At 59.0% G+C, this 14,636-nt stretch carries 23 protein-coding genes; 10 read left to right on the top strand and 13 right to left on the bottom strand.

Features of this window, described 5'->3' with window-relative positions:
* Positions 1-66: 66 nt before the first annotated feature.
* The 6 genes from ACZ47E_RS18695 to ACZ47E_RS18670 all read right to left on the bottom strand — a co-directional run bounded on the left by ACZ47E_RS18695 (position 67) and on the right by ACZ47E_RS18670 (position 3,186).
* Entirely contained in the window at positions 67-1,056 is a 990-nt protein-coding gene (locus ACZ47E_RS18695) for a Bug family tripartite tricarboxylate transporter substrate binding protein (protein ID WP_004444466.1), read from the bottom strand.
* Between the two features lie 100 nt (positions 1,057-1,156).
* Complete coding sequence (locus tag ACZ47E_RS18690) at positions 1,157-1,849, bottom strand: superoxide dismutase (RefSeq protein WP_034497801.1); 693 nt, start codon at positions 1,847-1,849, stop codon at positions 1,157-1,159.
* A 164-nt stretch (positions 1,850-2,013) separates the two neighbouring features.
* Positions 2,014-2,340 carry a GCG_CRPN prefix-to-repeats domain-containing protein gene (locus ACZ47E_RS18685; protein ID WP_022563936.1) on the bottom strand — a complete coding sequence of 109 codons (327 nt, stop codon included), beginning with the start codon at positions 2,338-2,340 and terminating at the stop codon, positions 2,014-2,016.
* A gap of 127 nt (positions 2,341-2,467) precedes the next feature.
* Positions 2,468-2,758 (bottom strand): DUF3175 domain-containing protein, encoded by a 291-nt coding sequence (locus ACZ47E_RS18680; RefSeq protein WP_112766423.1) that lies wholly within the window; start codon positions 2,756-2,758, stop codon positions 2,468-2,470.
* A 21-nt stretch (positions 2,759-2,779) separates the two neighbouring features.
* A complete protein-coding gene (locus ACZ47E_RS18675) occupies positions 2,780-2,968 on the bottom strand; it encodes a hypothetical protein (RefSeq protein ID WP_034497806.1) in 189 nt (62 codons plus the stop codon).
* A 14-nt stretch (positions 2,969-2,982) separates the two neighbouring features.
* The gene (locus ACZ47E_RS18670; protein WP_022563935.1) at positions 2,983-3,186 is read right to left on the bottom strand and encodes a hypothetical protein; all 204 of its coding nucleotides are present in this window, start codon (positions 3,184-3,186) and stop codon (positions 2,983-2,985) included.
* A gap of 142 nt (positions 3,187-3,328) precedes the next feature.
* Between ACZ47E_RS18670 and ACZ47E_RS18665 the strand changes: the two genes are divergently transcribed.
* Positions 3,329-3,517, top strand: a complete 189-nt coding sequence (locus ACZ47E_RS18665) for a hypothetical protein (RefSeq protein ID WP_004444474.1) — start codon at positions 3,329-3,331, stop codon at positions 3,515-3,517.
* Between the two features lie 48 nt (positions 3,518-3,565).
* A complete protein-coding gene (locus tag ACZ47E_RS18660; protein ID WP_034497809.1) occupies positions 3,566-3,805 on the top strand; it encodes a DUF6894 family protein in 240 nt (79 codons plus the stop codon).
* On the opposite strand, the gene ACZ47E_RS18655 is transcribed toward ACZ47E_RS18660, so the two are convergent.
* Entirely contained in the window at positions 3,761-4,534 is a 774-nt protein-coding gene (locus ACZ47E_RS18655) for a Crp/Fnr family transcriptional regulator (RefSeq protein ID WP_464017192.1), read from the bottom strand. The genes ACZ47E_RS18660 and ACZ47E_RS18655 overlap by 45 nt on opposite strands.
* A 309-nt stretch (positions 4,535-4,843) precedes the next feature.
* Here ACZ47E_RS18655 and ACZ47E_RS18650 point away from each other — a divergent pair, with 309 nt between their 5' ends.
* Positions 4,844-5,185, top strand: a complete 342-nt coding sequence (locus ACZ47E_RS18650) for a hypothetical protein (protein WP_034498464.1) — start codon at positions 4,844-4,846, stop codon at positions 5,183-5,185.
* Positions 5,186-5,256: 71 nt separating this feature from the next.
* On the opposite strand, the gene ACZ47E_RS18645 is transcribed toward ACZ47E_RS18650, so the two are convergent.
* From ACZ47E_RS18645 to ACZ47E_RS18635, 3 genes are all read right to left on the bottom strand, one after another.
* Positions 5,257-5,403 carry a hypothetical protein gene (locus ACZ47E_RS18645; protein ID WP_157951573.1) on the bottom strand — a complete coding sequence of 49 codons (147 nt, stop codon included), beginning with the start codon at positions 5,401-5,403 and terminating at the stop codon, positions 5,257-5,259.
* Between the two features lie 277 nt (positions 5,404-5,680).
* A complete protein-coding gene (locus ACZ47E_RS18640; RefSeq protein WP_051674194.1) occupies positions 5,681-6,016 on the bottom strand; it encodes a DUF982 domain-containing protein in 336 nt (111 codons plus the stop codon).
* Between the two features lie 137 nt (positions 6,017-6,153).
* Positions 6,154-6,654, bottom strand: coding sequence for a YciE/YciF ferroxidase family protein (locus tag ACZ47E_RS18635; protein WP_004444481.1), 501 nt, complete (start codon positions 6,652-6,654; stop codon positions 6,154-6,156).
* A 243-nt stretch (positions 6,655-6,897) separates the two neighbouring features.
* Between ACZ47E_RS18635 and ACZ47E_RS18630 the strand changes: the two genes are divergently transcribed.
* The 6 genes from ACZ47E_RS18630 (at position 6,898) to glgA (ending at position 11,089) form a co-directional block, all read left to right on the top strand.
* On the top strand, positions 6,898-7,257 hold the full coding sequence (locus tag ACZ47E_RS18630; RefSeq protein WP_022563920.1) for a hypothetical protein: 360 nt from the start codon (positions 6,898-6,900) through the stop codon (positions 7,255-7,257).
* Between the two features lie 14 nt (positions 7,258-7,271).
* Entirely contained in the window at positions 7,272-8,033 is a 762-nt protein-coding gene (locus ACZ47E_RS18625; RefSeq protein WP_034497816.1) for a Crp/Fnr family transcriptional regulator, read from the top strand.
* A 113-nt stretch (positions 8,034-8,146) separates the two neighbouring features.
* Positions 8,147-8,383 carry a hypothetical protein gene (locus tag ACZ47E_RS18620; RefSeq protein ID WP_034497819.1) on the top strand — a complete coding sequence of 79 codons (237 nt, stop codon included), beginning with the start codon at positions 8,147-8,149 and terminating at the stop codon, positions 8,381-8,383.
* A 110-nt stretch (positions 8,384-8,493) separates the two neighbouring features.
* Positions 8,494-9,108, top strand: coding sequence for a cysteine hydrolase family protein (locus tag ACZ47E_RS18615; RefSeq protein WP_034497821.1), 615 nt, complete (start codon positions 8,494-8,496; stop codon positions 9,106-9,108).
* Between the two features lie 121 nt (positions 9,109-9,229).
* Positions 9,230-9,412: a hypothetical protein gene (locus ACZ47E_RS18610; RefSeq protein ID WP_044458870.1), complete on the top strand. Its 183-nt coding sequence runs from the start codon at positions 9,230-9,232 to the stop codon at positions 9,410-9,412.
* A 162-nt stretch (positions 9,413-9,574) separates the two neighbouring features.
* Positions 9,575-11,089 carry a glycogen synthase GlgA gene (gene glgA, locus ACZ47E_RS18605; protein ID WP_464017117.1) on the top strand — a complete coding sequence of 505 codons (1,515 nt, stop codon included), beginning with the start codon at positions 9,575-9,577 and terminating at the stop codon, positions 11,087-11,089.
* 24 nt (positions 11,090-11,113) lie between these two features.
* Here glgA and ACZ47E_RS18600 read toward each other — a convergent pair whose 3' ends face one another.
* A complete protein-coding gene (locus ACZ47E_RS18600) occupies positions 11,114-11,326 on the bottom strand; it encodes a hypothetical protein (protein WP_034498468.1) in 213 nt (70 codons plus the stop codon).
* A gap of 196 nt (positions 11,327-11,522) precedes the next feature.
* Here ACZ47E_RS18600 and treZ point away from each other — a divergent pair, with 196 nt between their 5' ends.
* Positions 11,523-13,313, top strand: a complete 1,791-nt coding sequence (treZ, locus tag ACZ47E_RS18595) for a malto-oligosyltrehalose trehalohydrolase (protein ID WP_464017116.1) — start codon at positions 11,523-11,525, stop codon at positions 13,311-13,313.
* Between the two features lie 2 nt (positions 13,314-13,315).
* On the opposite strand, the gene ACZ47E_RS18590 is transcribed toward treZ, so the two are convergent.
* Together ACZ47E_RS18590 and ACZ47E_RS18585 are read right to left on the bottom strand one after the other, a co-directional pair.
* Entirely contained in the window at positions 13,316-13,840 is a 525-nt protein-coding gene (locus ACZ47E_RS18590) for a sigma-70 family RNA polymerase sigma factor (protein ID WP_004444493.1), read from the bottom strand.
* Between the two features lie 96 nt (positions 13,841-13,936).
* On the bottom strand, positions 13,937-14,632 hold the full coding sequence (locus ACZ47E_RS18585; RefSeq protein WP_045533982.1) for a class I SAM-dependent methyltransferase: 696 nt from the start codon (positions 14,630-14,632) through the stop codon (positions 13,937-13,939).
* Positions 14,633-14,636: the final 4 nt, after the last annotated feature.

Raw genomic sequence — 14,636 nt, 5'->3', positions numbered from 1 at the left:
CCAGAAGCCCCGCCGCGCCCCTCTAGGGACGCAGCGGAAATCGGAAGATCGGTCTATCAAGCCCGATCAATCCATCTGGACATTTGCCGCCTTGACGACGGGTTCCCACTTGGCGATTTCAGCCGAGACATGGGTTTTCAGCTCCTCTGGCGTGGAGGCGACGATTTTGGCGCTGAAATCCGCCATGCGGGCGGCGACGGCCGGATCGGCAAGCGCTTTCTTGGCGGCGGCATTCAGCTTGTCGACCACCTCGGCCGGCGTTCCGGCCGGTGCGAAAAGCGCGTTCCAGGTATAGGTCTCATAACCCGGTACGGTTTCGGCGATCGTCGGCAAATCCGGGAAGGATGAAGCGCGCTCGCTGGTGGTCACGCCAAGTGCCCGCAGGGTGCCGGATTTCATATGGCCCGACGAAGACGGCAGATTATCGAACATGATGGAAATCTGGTTGCCGAGAAGATCGTTGAGCGCCGGGCCGGAACCCTTGTAGGGCACGTGCTGCATGCTGACGCCAGCCATGCTCTTGAACAGCTCGCCGGAAAGATGAAGCGGTGTTCCGTTACCGGAAGACGCATAGGCGTGTTTGTCCGGCTCGGCTTTCAACAGTGCGATCAGTTCCTCGACGCTGTTGACGTTGAGCTTCGGGTTAACGACCAGCACGTTCGGCACCACCACCAGCAATGAAACCGGAGCAAAGTCCTTTTCGGGATCATAGGGCTTGGTCTTGAGGATGAGCGGGTTGAGAGCATGGGTCGCCACCGTGCCCATCAGGATCGTATAGCCGTCCGGTTCCGCGCGGGCAACGCGGTCGGCGCCGAGATTACCGCCTGCGCCGGCGACATTTTCAACAACGATCTGCTGGCCGAGTTCGTCGCCCATCTTCTGAGCGATGACGCGGGCGACCACATCGGTGGAGCCTCCGGCCGCAAAGGGAACCACCAGCGTTATCGTTCGATCCGGAAAGCCCTGCGCGCTCGCCGTCATTCCCAACATGCCGAAAGAAACTGCCGCCGCGGCAAGTTTCAACACCATGCGCCGTTTCGAAAACCGGTAATTCATGAACCCTCCTGTAACATGGCCTCCCCGCCATGGCGGCATAGTAGCTCAAATGCACCTGAGGGCAAGCCGCCGGGAAACATGGCCCGGCGGCGAAACGCGGCTAGGCTTTCATGCGCTCCTCCACGACCCGCCAGTTGACCAGCTTGTCGAGCACGGCGCGGATGTGTTCGGCCTTGCGGTTTTCATAATCGACGTAATAGGCATGTTCCCAGATATCGATGCCGAGATAAGCCGGCCGTCCGACGGCGACAGGGTTGTTGCCATCCTCATAGCCGATCAGCGCAAGCCCGCTGTCGTCACGCGTCAGCCACACCCAGCCGGTGCCGAACACGGTGTCCGAGACATCGACGGCGCGTTTGACGAAGCCGTCATAACCGCCAAAGGCCTTGTCGATTGAAGCGGCGAGATCGCCCTGCGGCCGGTTCGGGCCGCCCGGAACGAACTGATCCCAGTAGGCAACGTGGTTCCAGGCCTGGGCCGCATTGTTGAAGATCTTGACGTCCGCAGCCTCCTTCGACCGGGCGGATTCGACGACGATGCGATCGAGCTCCATATCGGCATAACGGGTGCCGGCGGCCAGCGTATTGAGCTTGTCGTAATAGGCCTTGTGATGCTTGCCATAATGCAGCCCCACCGTCTTTGCCGAAATCACCGGCGCCAGATCCGCCTCGGCGAACGGAAGTGCCGGCTGGCTGAGGGGAAGCGCCGCCCGCGCCACGTGCGGACGGGGAAAGATGGCTGCGGAAGCGGTTGCCGCGCCGGCGGCGAGAATCGTGCGTCTGGTAATCTCCATGATGGTCCTCCTTGTCAGTGACGATTAAGGCAAACCCTGAAGGACGCCGGAAGTTGCCTGGATTTTCCCGAATTGTCCGGGCGGATATCCCCCGTCAGAAACCCCGGGGCCATTTCGCAAAGAAGGAAAGCAAAAAGGCCCTCCGGATGGAGGGCCTCGTCTGGTCAATAGCGGTAATAATCGCGACGGTCTCGCCAGTCACGATACTCCCGCCGGTCACGCCACTCGCGCCATTCGCGCCGTGCCTGACGTTCGCGCCATTCGCGGCGACCCTCCCAGCGATCGCGCCGGTCCCAGCCACGCTCGTAGCGCGGTCCGTTCGGGCGGCAATAGCCGCGGGGTGTCAGATGAAAGCCGCGGCCGCAGGCATAGTCCACATTCTGAATGTGGGATGCCGAAGGTGCGGATGGTTGACCGACGGGCATGGCGTTCGCGCCAGTGCCCAACAGGGCGCCGAGAATTACTCCAGCGGTTAAAATCATCTTACGCATCGCATCTCCCTCCTTATGGGATAGAGCGATTTAGCGCCTCGCCGGGTGAACTGTGGCTGAATGAATCTGGGTGTTTTCGTGGCAATTCGGCGGCAGCGCCGACTAATGAATTTCCGGAAAAACCGCCCTATCCCGACTTGCCGAATTCCTTTCTCAGCTTGTCCTTTGCCTCCTCCAGAACCTCTTTACGCTCCTTCGGAAGTTTGCCACCTGCCCGATTGATATAGAAAACAAGCATCGACATTGCCGAGCGGAACGGGTTGGCCTTGCGCCGTGTCGAGTGGTCCGCCGAGGCTTTCAGCGACCGGGCAATGCCGGTGGGATCCTTTTTCGTGAAAACATCCTTCTCGAGATCAAGCGCATCGCTTTCGCTGGTTACCTTCTGCGACCACTTCTTTTTCTTCTTGCCCTTTTTCATCGGTCTTCTCCCGACCCGGCGTCATTTTCGCTTCGGATCATGCGTGTGGTGGCTGTCGCGCTCGCCGCCACCGCCGGAGACCTTGCTTTGGGAGCGCCTGTCGCTGTCTGCCGGCGGCTTCTTGATGTCCAGCGGCGCCTTGGCGTTCTCATGGGACGCGCCGGGGCCGCCCTGGCGGATACTTGCCGGTGTCTTTGTCGAGGTCGACATCGTTTCCTCCTGTCCTATTGGTCGTCCTTGGTCTTCATCGCGTCGGAGACGCGTTTTTTCCTTGGATCGCGCAGATTTTCGCCCACGGCGTCCCTGTCACGTTCTGGATCGTCCTTGGGCTTCAGGTAGCCGCGCGGCCTGTTTTCTTCCGGCCCCTCCCAGCGCGGCGATTGGTCGGTGGTGCCAGGCGCACCGTCGCTTGGCGAATTATTACCCATTTTTGCCTCCTCAGTCGTTTCGCTGATCCCGAACCACTCAGCCCGGGCAATGTTCCCGGCCCGGCGACCGGGGCGAATTTTTCGAAACCATTCCGCCGGGTCGAAGTTAGGCGGTTTTGACACAAACTGGTGGAGCACGATGATGACGGACAAACCCCATGAGCCCGATCGCATCTCCCGGATCGTGTATGAGCAGCAGCAGGACTTCCTGAGGCGGTCGTCGCTGCAGTTCCTTGAATGCGCAATCCATCTCTGTGCGACGAACATGAGCATTTCCGAGCTTGCCGGGCGGCTGGAAAAGCAGGCGCAGATTTTGCGGGAATTCGGTTAGCGGCGGGCGGAAACCCGCCGGAAGCCGTCAGGTTCTGGGGACACTTCAATGCCAAGGTTTTTCTTCAGCATCGTCAGTGGCCAGCATATGCTCGATGATGACGAGGGAAGTGATCTCGCCTCGCTCGATCAGGCCATAGAGGAAGCCCACAAGGACGCCCGCGAACTGATGAGCGAGGCGATCCTTCAGGGACGCGACATCTCGGAAGGATGCGTCGTGATCCGCAATTCGGCCCGCGAGCTCTTAAAAGTGGTTCCCTTCGCCGACGCTCTCGACAGGAAGCCCTGAGGGCATGGGAATCTCTGCCCGCCATTGCGCCATCAGGCTTTCATATTCCCTTTCGGGGACACCATAGGTCACCCCCGCTGTCTCCTCGAGCACCTTGCGATCGATGATTCGCACATTGCCGCGTGTTGCCCGAATGGCCCGCATGCCCTCGAGGATATGCAGCTCATTGGTGATTCCCGGCCGTCGCACCCCCAATACACTCGACATGAACTCATGCGTAATGGGCAAATCATCGGTGTCGAGCCGGTCGTGGCACATGAGCAGCCAGCGGGACAGCCTTTCACGCAGGGCATATTGTCCGTTTGCGAGGACAAGCTGACCCACCTGAAGCAGACAGATATTGATATATCCCAGCAACAGGTCGCGAAGGCGTGCGTCCCGTTCAATCTCGCGCCTGAGATCGGCTGCAGCGATGACGAACCCCTCGCCCGCGACGCCCATCGTCGTCTCGTCGGGCGTTGTCCGCGCGCCCAGCAGAACAGGCCATCCGGTCATGCCCTCGCGGCCGACAAGCATGTTCTCCATGCTTTTGCCGCCTTCCGTCCGGGCCACGGACGAAGCAATACCGCTCTCAATGAAACAGACGCGCGAGATGGGCGTGTTGGCGCCGACCAGTTGATAGCCCACGGGCAGATTGATCATCTCCATCCGGGCGACCAGCCGCGAAAACCCCTCTTCACCCAACGCCCTCAGCAATCGGTTGCGCGCAAAAATACTCGATCCAGGCATAACCGTTACCCGCTTCCCCCTCGCTCGACGACACCAAACGCGCGGCAACTTAGCAGCTTGAAATTGCAAGGAAATGCCATGTACGTTTCCGTACCCTTGGGCACCATCGCGGCCTTGCGATCGAACCGGGCAAAACCAGAATCCCATCAATGCAGGCGACCTTACGGTTCGCTTATGGGTAAGTTATCAGCGCTTTGAGAAAACTCTCGGGACGATCTTAAGCGGTCTGCTGGCAGCATTCATTTCCAGCCGCGGGAACAAGCTTCTTCAAGCGTGGTTAGGCACTGCCGAAAGGGAGGATTGATGGCAATGAAGAAGAAGATCGAATGTGAGATCATGGCACATGAAAATGGCTGGGCCGTTCTGGTCGGCAGTGTCATGGAGGCTGTTTATCCAAGCTGTCATCTCGCGGTAACATCGGCGAAGGCGCGGCACATGGACTTCATCCTTGTGGACGAAGCCATGCCACTGCGTCACTCGACGACGGACGTCATGGCGACCGACCGGGCGTTATCGCGCCGAAACGGTGAAGCGTTCCGGCTGACAGTCGCCGCGCCTTACCAGGTAGACATTCCCCTGGAACGCAGGCGCGGGGAGATAAACACGCCGGTCTCGATTGAAGGCCGGGACCTGGTCAGTGGAAAATTTTAAGGGACACGGTATGGATGCCGTCCGAAAAAGATGACGGACGGCATCGCTCCATCTATCCGCCAGGCGCCGGTTCAGCCGGCCAACAGCCAGACGAGAAAGCCGCCGATAAGGGTGAAGATCAGGATGGCGCCTAGCAATCGCGCCAGCCCCTCATTGGTATTGGTGTCGGCGCCGACAATCGTCCAATAGATCGATTTTTCATCCGTCCGTTCGCTCATCTGCCTCTCCTCGCGGGATACTTGTCAGGATACGCGGCCAGGATGCGTTCCGACAAGGAAAGATAGTGCAATCACGATAGCCAATGCGAAGACAACCAAAGCATATATCATCATCCTCTTCCATGTTCGCTTCCGCCCGCGAAAGTCACCGTCATCGACGCCGACGGGCGAATATTTGGAATCCAACTCGTCGCTGACAGGGCGATTGAGGTCCTCTTCCGGTTTTATGCGGTCACGTGGCTCGGCCATCTTGTCCTCGTGCTTTCTGTTCCGGGTCTCAGCGTTGGGGCGCGGCCGCCAAACTCCCTTTGCTGCCGGCTTTCGTCCCCGGAAAGAGCGGCAGCTGAGTATTTTCGATACGTGACGATGGGCCAAGCGGAATACCGGCCTCCAGGCATGCTGCAATCAAATGCTCTCTCGCAACCGCCGAAGAGCCGTTTCTCAACATGGCCAGGCGGCAACTCCTCAAAGCCCGAGCGTAATGGACGCCTGCCTTTTCAGGCCATTCCTCCTCCAGCAAACGAACCGCCTCATCCACGCCAGAAACATTGAAGCAGCGGCCGCCCAGAAAAATTTCAAGCGGATATGCGCCGAGCAGCGGAATTGTCGTCATCTATTTCTCCATCGCCGTGGCATTTGCCACGCGGTCGTGGACCATGCAGGGTTCGGACGCGGAAATAGCCCGCGCCGTCACTTACGGGTCGACTTCCGCATCCTAAAATGCGGAAGACGGACCCAGCGCTATTTCCGTCAGGCCGCTTTCTGGCTTTTCGGGTTGGCTACCGTCGCGGCGAGTTTCGTCAGTTTTTTGTCGGTTGCGCCTTCTTCGTCGAGGTTTGCCTGAAGCAGCGGAACGCCTTCGTCGATGCCCAGCTGACCCGCCCACGCCACCAGAGTGCCATAACGGGCAATCTCGTAATGTTCGACGGCCTGCGCGGAGGCAATCAGGCCCGCATCGAGCGCCGGCGAATCCTTGAAGGATTCGATGATTTCCTCGGCTTCCGCAATAATGCCCTGAATGGCCTCGCACGTCTTGCCGCGCGCATTCTTGCCGATGATTTCGAACACGCGCTCCAGACGCTCGATCTGGCCTTGCGTCTCATCCCGGTGCTGCAGGAAACCCTGTTTCGCCTCTTCGAGCTGCGCGGCGCGCGCCATTTTCGGCAAGGCCTTGAGTATCTGTTTTTCCGCATAATAGATGTCCTTCAGGCCATCCAGAAACAGATCATCGAGCGTTTTTTGACTAGCCATTTACGTCTCCTTGAGTGAACGACGCCCCGAACCCCGCGTGCCCACAATTGTTCCGCTCTGGCTGAAAAGACCTGAAAAAAGCGCATCCGGACGTGCCGCGTTCATCGTCGGTGCATGTTCAGAACTACACAGTAGTGCCGTCTCGCATATATTTGATGAAATCGAATGAACCGACTACGGTTAGTTAGACATTATAGTATTGAATAGAGATACGCATTGCCGGTGGCGTGCGAGGAGCAAGGCATGCAGACTATCAAGCGTCTCCCTATAATGGTCATCGGCGCGGCCGACACAGTCACACCGGAAATAGCAAAAGCCTGGTCCCGAGCGCAGGTCGGTCTGATAGGTCCCTACCCGGCCGACGTTATGGAAAATGACGATACGCTGCTGTTTTCCGCCGCTATCATCGATGTCCGCTACGAGGCGGAGATCATGCTTCGTCTGACCGATCAGCTTGAAGAGAAGGCCGTTCCGTACCTGTTTTTCGTGCCCCGACCGGTCTTCGAGAGCGAACCGGGACCTTTTGTGCTCTCCGCACGTTCAGAGGACATAGACAACATTGTCTCCGCCTTGATGGCGCAGGGAGGGGGCATAAGACACTAGCGAGGCAAAGTGTTATGCTGGAGCGGAGCAACGGGCGAGAAGAAACGGGTTTCCTCCTTTCCCTTCTTGATGCGGAAATCCGGAGCGAGGTGCTGAAGGCGTCGACATCGTTGACACTTTCGCTTGGCGACAAACTTTTCTCAGCCGGTCAGCGCATCGATCGCGTGCTTTTTCTCGCCTCGGGCATAGCATCCATCGTTGTAGTTTCCAGATCAGGACGGAAAACCGAGAGCGGCATCGTCGGACATGAAGGTTTCATACCCACCGGCGCACTCGCCGGCGCGGAGGAGAACTTAACCGAGATCGTCGTTCAGGCGCCGGGCAAGGCGGTGGCTATGGACGTGGAGGTTTTCCGCAGCCTGATGGCGAAACATCAAATATTCTCGGACATCGTGATCTGCGCCTCGCACGTCGCGAGGACGCAGGTGGAATGCACGGCCGCTGCCAACGCCACAGGCACGGTCAGCCAGCGCCTGGCGCGTTGGCTCCTGATGTGTCACGACCGCGTGCGTGGCGACCAGCTACAGTTGACCCACGATTTCCTGTCGATGATGCTGGCGGTGAGGCGCCCGAGCGTGACGGACGCGCTGCACGTCCTCGAAAGCGAACGCCTGATCCGCGCCGAGAGAGCGAAAATCACCATAAGGGACCGGCAAGCGCTGGAAACGTATGCGCAGGAATATTACGGGCTGGCAGAGGAGGAAAGTGCGCGGGTATTCGCGCGCTTTCATGCGCAGATACCCGAAGTGGCCGGAAGACATAATCTCGCATTATAGGCAGATCGGCGCCTTCGGTACGGTCACGACCATTTACCTCCACTCTTTTCCGTATAAGATAGACACGTGATCCCTTTTTCGGCCTCGCAAACGCAGCCGCCAAGGAGGTGAAATTGTCCGCCTATCGCGCCTATCAGAGTTCGGGTATCTTCCTGAATGACGATATCAATACGGTCAAGTCGGCTTATGACAGCGTCCTGGCCGGAGAGCACGATCCCAGCCTTTGCTTGGAGGACCTCGCCCGTTACGTCCTCAAAATGTATAATCGCGGCATTGTCGATCCCGGCAAGCTCCATGAAATGTCGGCGCTTTATTTCAGAATGAGGCGCACCGGCCAACGCCGGGCGTAGGCCCTTGGGTCGTCGATGCGGCCGGGCTAAGGCGGCCGTGCGGGCGGAACTTTCGGCGGACCGGATTGTTAGCTGACGGTAGCTGACCCACAAATCATTCGGACATTCCCATGAATTCTGAAGAGGGCCTCTTTCCCCGGTGGTGTCATCTTTGCATCGACATGCAGCGCATGTTTGCGGAAGAGACGCCATGGCACGTGGACTGGATGCCGCGCATCATCGACAATGTCGGGCGGGTGGTTGAGAACTCGCCGCACACGACCATTTTCACCCGCTTCATCCCACCGCCGGATGCCGACGCCGCCTCTGGGCGGTGGGGGCGTTATTATGAGAAATGGTGGATGATGACCGGCGAGTATCTTTGCCCCGAAATGACCGATATCGTCCGCGATTTCGCGGGCTACGTTCCACCTGCGGAAGAATTCCTGAAAACCACCTATTCCCCCTGGACGGACGGTCGCCTGCACCGAAAACTCGTAGGCCAAGGGGTCGGCACGCTTGTCATATCCGGTGGGGAAACGGATGTCTGCGTACTCGCAACCGTGCTGGGGGCGGTGGATCTGGGGTATCGCATCTTCCTGCTTGAGGACGCCGTCTGCAGCGCACGCGATGCAACGCATGATGCCTCGCTGACGGTTTTGAGGGGCCGTTTCGCGGCACAATTGACCCTCGTCAGCACGCAGGACTGGCTTCAGGCCAAAGAGGAATTCCTGCGCAGCGACTAGCCCCGAAAACGCCGCGCGGAAAATTAGCGACCGCGACGAAACGGACGGGAACAATCGCTCGGAAGCAGGGTTCGAGTCGTTCGATCGAAACGATCAGCACCAGATGCGAACGAGGTTCAAAATGACCAGAAAAACGCTCCCCATTCCGAAAGACAACCAAACGGACAAGGGCCCGGGCGACAATGAGCGCCTCAATGCGGAGGAAGCCTCTTCTGCGACGGAGAAGAACGCCTCCACCCGCACGGGACGACAGGCCAACATAAAAATCAACACCACCCATCAGGGACATCAGCAGGATCGATAGCGTTCCGCGGCGCCAAGGCAGAACTGCGGACCGGCCGTCCTTCTGAGCGCCGCCGCCTGCCCCCGTGACACGGCACACCCACTAAAGCGGCGAGAGGCTTTGCAAACAATAGAAGCCCCGCGTCTCCTCACGATGACAGATCGACGAAATGCGGAGGCATTCATGCAGATTCTTGCCGTCACGGCCGAGATGTTCCCTTTCATCAAGACCGGCGGGCTGGCCGATACGACGGGAGCATTGCCGGACGCGCTTGCCAAACTGGGTGCGGAGGTGCGCACGCTGCTGCCGCTCTATCGCAAACTGCGTCCCCTCATCCGCGGGCACCAGCCCTGCTTCTCCGGGAGCGTGCTGGGACAGGATGTTACGGTATATTCGCTCGTTGCCGACCAGAAGAATTTGCTGCTGCTCGATGCGCCCGACCTCTTTGACCGGGATGGGCATCCTTACGGCGAAAAGGACCATCCGTTTCCGGACAACGACCTCCGGTTCGCCGTCCTGTCCAAGACCGCGGCGGACATTGCCCTTGGATCAATGCCCGGTTGGAGGCCGGATATCGTCCACGTTCACGACTGGCACGCCGCCTTGACCTGTGTCTATCTCGCCGACGCGGCGCCGGGCAAGGTGCCGACCGTCCTGACCATTCACAACCTCTCATTTCAGGGTCAATATCCTTTTTCGCGCGCAAGGGTTCTGGGGCTTCCGGACGAGCTCTGCACGGTGGAATGCCTCGAATATTACGGCGACATCTCTTTTCTGAAGGGCGGCCTGACGACAGCATCGGCCGTTACCACGGTCAGTCCAACCTATGCGCGCGAAATCCTGACGCCGGAAGCCGGCATGGGCATGCATGGCGTGTTCGGCACGCGAAGCGAAAGTGTGCGCGGCATCGTCAACGGCGTCGATCAGGATGTTTGGAATCCCGCGACCGATCCCTTCATTCTCGCGAATTTCATGTCGGCCACCGTGGCAAGGCGGAGCCTGAACAAATATGCGCTGCTTCAGGCTCTGGGCCTTGCCCACACACAGGGTCCGGTATTTGGTGTGGTGAGCCGCCTCACCTGGCAAAAGGGCGTTGATCTCTTGCTCGATGTTGTTCCCCTCATCATCGCGCGGAAAGGCAGGCTGATCGTTCACGGAGAAGGAGACGGGCAACTGGAAGATGGCCTGCGTGAGCTGTCGAAAAGATATCCGGAAATGGTCTGTGCCCATATTGGTTATGACGAACGTCTGGCCCACATGATCCATGCGGGGTCGGATTTCATCATCCAGCCTTCGCGCTTCGAACCATGCGGCCTGACCCAGCTTTACGCATTGCGATATGGCGCCTTGCCCATCGTCAGCCGCACCGGAGGTTTGGCCGAGACGATCATCGACGCCAACGACGCCGCCATAGATGCGGGGGTTGCTACCGGCTTTCAGTTCGAACCGGCAAATATCGACGACCTGCGGGCGGCGCTGGAGCGCGCCATCGCTGCGTTCAACAACAGGGAACTCTTTAAGCGCCTCCAGGCCCAGGCCATGCGTGCCAACTTTTCCTGGGAAAAGAGTGCGGCGCAATATCTGGCGCTTTTTGAAGGACTTGTCAGCAAAGAGCCGCAGGAGCCACTTTCGTTTCCCGACATATTGCCGGACGCATTCGCGAGAATGCGTATCGAGCGGCGGCAGGCCAGACAATAAGGCAAACGCCGCCTTTACCGCGCATCAGAGGAGCCGGTCCTGTTTCCAGCGGACATAGGGAGCGAGCGACTGGCCAGGAAACCGGTTTTCGATCGCCGTGGCTGTCAATTCCACCAGTGCTTCCACTTCCTCCAGCCCCTCCTTCTCGCTCTTCGCTTCGAGTTCGCGCATCTTGTGGAATAATTCGTCGTCCGTTGCCACGCGGAGAAAGTCGGCAAGGTCGGTTTCCTGTGTCATGTCACCGTCTCTTTCTGTCTTCAGGTCAGCGATCGGGCGGCAAGCTATGCCCGCCGAGCCATCGTTTTGGCTGTTCAACGGCGAACGACGGCCAAACCCATTTGTTCCTTTCATCAGCATATTCCCGGTGCGGAGGCAGGAACCGACCGACGGCGATCCGGTTAGGATCAAACGAGGCTGACTGGAGGTTCCGTGAATGTTCAACGCAATGAAATATCGCAAATGGGGCGTGCAATTCGATGCTGCAGGAGATGCGCGCTTTCGCATCTGGGCGCCCGGTTCTGATGCGCCGAGGCTCGTTATAAACGGCGCGGAATACGAAATGCGGTCTGAGGGGAACGGCTGGTACGAAGCCATTGCAGCGGATGTGAGTGACGGCGCCACCTATCGCTTTGTTCTGCCCGACGGGCGCGAAATCCCCGATCCGGCCTCACATTGGCAGGGAGGCGGCCTGGACGGCCCGTCAACCATCATCGATCACGACTTTGCGTGGCGGCATGAGAACTGGACCGGCAGGCCGTGGCACGAGGCTGTGATCTACGAGGTTCACATCGGCACGTTCACGGAAGAAGGGACGTTCCGGGCGGCCGAAAAGAAGCTGGAACGACTGGCTGGACTCGGTATCACCGTCATTGAGGTGATGCCGCTCGCGAGTTTTCAGGGAGATCGCGGCTGGGGCTACGACGGCGTTCTGCAATTTGCGCCGCAGCGGGATTATGGATCGCCGGACGACCTCAAAGCCTTTATAGACGCGGCCCATGGCCTGGGGATGATGGTTTTGCTGGATGTGGTCTACAATCATTTCGGGCCGGAGGGGAACTTCCTTCAAACTTATGCGCCCGACTTTTTTCAGAAAAACGAAACGCCCTGGGGCCCTGCTCCCGATTTCGACAGCGTGGATGTGCGATCATATTTCCTGCAAAACGCTCTTTACTGGCTTCAGACCTACCGTTTTGACGGGTTGCGGATCGATGCCGCCGACCATCTGGCCGGCGGCGGCGGTGAGGTGGATTTCCTGACAGAGCTTGCCCAGACGATCAGGCACAAGGTGACGGGCAGGCATGTGTATCTTGTCATAGAGGATGCAAGAAACACGGCAAAGCCGATGACGCCCGAAGAAGATGCTCCACCGCTGGTAGACGCCCAGTGGAACGACGACTTTCATCACGTCGTCCACGTCATGACGACTGGCGAAGATGGCGGTCTTTATCAGGATTTCGTTTCGAACCCGGAGAGCCTGCTTCGTCGGTCGCTTGCGACCGGCTTCGTTTATCAGGGCGATCCGCGCCCTTCCCGGGACTTTGCGGGGAGCGGCGAACGCAGCGATCATCTATCCCCGCAAACCTTCGTGAATTTCCTTCACAATCACGATCAGGCCGGAAACCGGCTTTGCGGCGAAAGACTGCGTGCCCTGCTCGAACCAGCTCTTTTCGATATACTGGAGTGCATTCTCCTGCTCTCCCCCCAAACGCCGCTGATGTTCATGGGCGACGACCACGCATCGACGCAGCCCTTCTACTTCTTTTCCGACCACCCGCAACACGATCGGGAAGCCGCGATAAAAGGGCGGTTGCGGCAGGCTGAAATGTTTCAGGGAGCTCTTCCCGAAAACGCGCGCGATCTTGTCCAGGACCCCAATGATGTGCGCACGCGGCTCCTCTCTACCTTGAACTGGCGTCAGGCCGATGAGGAAGATGGGAGACGGGCAAGCGAGATCCTTGCGGGATTGCTTGCAAAGCGGCGGCAGTATGTCTGGCCCCTGCTCGCTTCGGAATTCGGAGGCGGGACGGCACTCGGTTCGCCTGCGCGAACGCTTGCCATAGACTGGGCGTTTGCGGCCGGCCGGTTGCAGCTCAGGGCAAATTTATCCGATGCTCAGGCGGATCTGCCACCGGTGGAAGGGGAAATCGTCCACCGGCTTGGCGACATCGACGGGCAAACGGGGAAATCCTGCAGCTACAGTGTGCTGTTCGCGGTAGCCCGCTGATGTCAGGCGAGATTGCGCCGCAGGGATTCGCGGGCGCGGTTGACGCGGCTCTTGATGGTGCCCACCCTGCAGCCGCAGATGGAGGCTGCATCGGCGTAGCTCGTTCCTCCGGCAACGAGCAGCAGCGCCTTCTTCTGATCCGCATCCAGATCGCGGATTGCGCGCATGACTTCATCGTGCTCCATCCGCCATTCCTGACTGGCGGGGACCGACATCGTTTGCTCTATTCCCGCCGGCAGCCCGACGCATTCCCGCCTTGCAACCTTGTATCGGGTACAGAAGGTGTTCCGCAAAATGGTGAACAGCCACGATTTCAGGGCTGTTCCGGGGGTGAAGCGGTGCAGGGAACGAAGCCCCCGCATCATGGTTTCCTGAACGAGATCGTTGACATCCTCGTCATTTCTGACGAAACGACGCGCAAACGCCGTCAGCGCTGGCGCGAGATCGGCAATTCCGATACGCAAGGTCTCAAGTTGCGCTTCGCTTAGTGCGGGGCCGGACTCTTCATTTATAGCGTGTTTGGCCATGGTCCTTCCTTTCACATAGAAGGGAAATGGCCCATCTACCGCTTGGTTGCCGTACGCCAACGTACAATGCGTATTTTTTCGGCGGTGCCAGAGGTCCTAGTGACCCGAAGGGGGCGCGGCCTTCTCAGACGTCTCCGGCGACGAGCGGGAAAGACGCAGCAGACGAAAATACCCGGTTGGGGGAATCGTCCTGTTTTCCGCCAGATGGAAAGACGGGTTGCGGCGCAACCAGTCCTCAATCCCGTCCAGACGAAATGCCGAACTGAGCCCGATATTATGGGCCACCGGCGAGACGATCTGTTCTATGCGGCGAACTGCGCCGCTGCTGTCGGTGATCTTGCTGACGATGACGATCTCGCCACGCGGCTTCAGCACTCGGGCGCATTCGGAAAGCAGCCGGCCGGTATCTGGAATGAGGGTGATAACGAAGGGCAGCGAAATCACGTCGAAGGACGCATCCGGAAACGTGGTTTCGCAGGCATCCATCACATGCAGTGCCTTCACATGCGGCAGTGAACCGCCTGCCACCTTTGTTTTGGCCTTCCGGAGCATGTCCGCTGAAATGTCGATCCCGGTCACGTTGCTTGCCGGAGGATAAAGCGGAAGGACCAGCCCCGTGCCGACGCCGATTTCCAGAATGTCGCGACCGGCACCACCCACACATCTGGCCAACTCCATCTGCGCCCGCTTGAGAAAGAAGCCGTACACACGGTCATAAACCGGGGCCCAGAACCGATATGCCTTTTGCTGCTGTGCCCGGTTCGGGATGCTCGATACCGTTTCGTCGCTCACTCGC

The sequence above is a fragment of the Agrobacterium sp. 5Ca39 genome, assembly GCF_055382365.1.
This window is presented reverse-complemented; position numbering and strand designations above follow the sequence as displayed.

What these genes read in the sequence shown, in the direction of transcription:
- ACZ47E_RS18695 (WP_004444466.1), bottom strand. Translation starts at nt 1,056, where the DNA reads ATGAATTACCGGTTTTCGAAACGGCGCATGGTGTTGAAACTTGCCGCG.
- ACZ47E_RS18690 (WP_034497801.1), bottom strand. Translation starts at nt 1,849, where the DNA reads ATGGAGATTACCAGACGCACGATTCTCGCCGCCGGCGCGGCAACCGCT.
- ACZ47E_RS18685 (WP_022563936.1), bottom strand. Translation starts at nt 2,340, where the DNA reads ATGCGTAAGATGATTTTAACCGCTGGAGTAATTCTCGGCGCCCTGTTG.
- ACZ47E_RS18680 (WP_112766423.1), bottom strand. Translation starts at nt 2,758, where the DNA reads ATGAAAAAGGGCAAGAAGAAAAAGAAGTGGTCGCAGAAGGTAACCAGC.
- ACZ47E_RS18675 (WP_034497806.1), bottom strand. Translation starts at nt 2,968, where the DNA reads ATGTCGACCTCGACAAAGACACCGGCAAGTATCCGCCAGGGCGGCCCC.
- ACZ47E_RS18670 (WP_022563935.1), bottom strand. Translation starts at nt 3,186, where the DNA reads ATGGGTAATAATTCGCCAAGCGACGGTGCGCCTGGCACCACCGACCAA.
- ACZ47E_RS18665 (WP_004444474.1), top strand. Translation starts at nt 3,329, where the DNA reads ATGACGGACAAACCCCATGAGCCCGATCGCATCTCCCGGATCGTGTAT.
- ACZ47E_RS18660 (WP_034497809.1), top strand. Translation starts at nt 3,566, where the DNA reads ATGCCAAGGTTTTTCTTCAGCATCGTCAGTGGCCAGCATATGCTCGAT.
- ACZ47E_RS18655 (WP_464017192.1), bottom strand. Translation starts at nt 4,534, where the DNA reads ATGCCTGGATCGAGTATTTTTGCGCGCAACCGATTGCTGAGGGCGTTG.
- ACZ47E_RS18650 (WP_034498464.1), top strand. Translation starts at nt 4,844, where the DNA reads ATGAAGAAGAAGATCGAATGTGAGATCATGGCACATGAAAATGGCTGG.
- ACZ47E_RS18645 (WP_157951573.1), bottom strand. Translation starts at nt 5,403, where the DNA reads ATGAGCGAACGGACGGATGAAAAATCGATCTATTGGACGATTGTCGGC.
- ACZ47E_RS18640 (WP_051674194.1), bottom strand. Translation starts at nt 6,016, where the DNA reads ATGACGACAATTCCGCTGCTCGGCGCATATCCGCTTGAAATTTTTCTG.
- ACZ47E_RS18635 (WP_004444481.1), bottom strand. Translation starts at nt 6,654, where the DNA reads ATGGCTAGTCAAAAAACGCTCGATGATCTGTTTCTGGATGGCCTGAAG.
- ACZ47E_RS18630 (WP_022563920.1), top strand. Translation starts at nt 6,898, where the DNA reads ATGCAGACTATCAAGCGTCTCCCTATAATGGTCATCGGCGCGGCCGAC.
- ACZ47E_RS18625 (WP_034497816.1), top strand. Translation starts at nt 7,272, where the DNA reads ATGCTGGAGCGGAGCAACGGGCGAGAAGAAACGGGTTTCCTCCTTTCC.
- ACZ47E_RS18615 (WP_034497821.1), top strand. Translation starts at nt 8,494, where the DNA reads ATGAATTCTGAAGAGGGCCTCTTTCCCCGGTGGTGTCATCTTTGCATC.
- ACZ47E_RS18610 (WP_044458870.1), top strand. Translation starts at nt 9,230, where the DNA reads ATGACCAGAAAAACGCTCCCCATTCCGAAAGACAACCAAACGGACAAG.
- glgA (WP_464017117.1), top strand. Translation starts at nt 9,575, where the DNA reads ATGCAGATTCTTGCCGTCACGGCCGAGATGTTCCCTTTCATCAAGACC.
- ACZ47E_RS18600 (WP_034498468.1), bottom strand. Translation starts at nt 11,326, where the DNA reads ATGACACAGGAAACCGACCTTGCCGACTTTCTCCGCGTGGCAACGGAC.
- treZ (WP_464017116.1), top strand. Translation starts at nt 11,523, where the DNA reads ATGTTCAACGCAATGAAATATCGCAAATGGGGCGTGCAATTCGATGCT.
- ACZ47E_RS18590 (WP_004444493.1), bottom strand. Translation starts at nt 13,840, where the DNA reads ATGGCCAAACACGCTATAAATGAAGAGTCCGGCCCCGCACTAAGCGAA.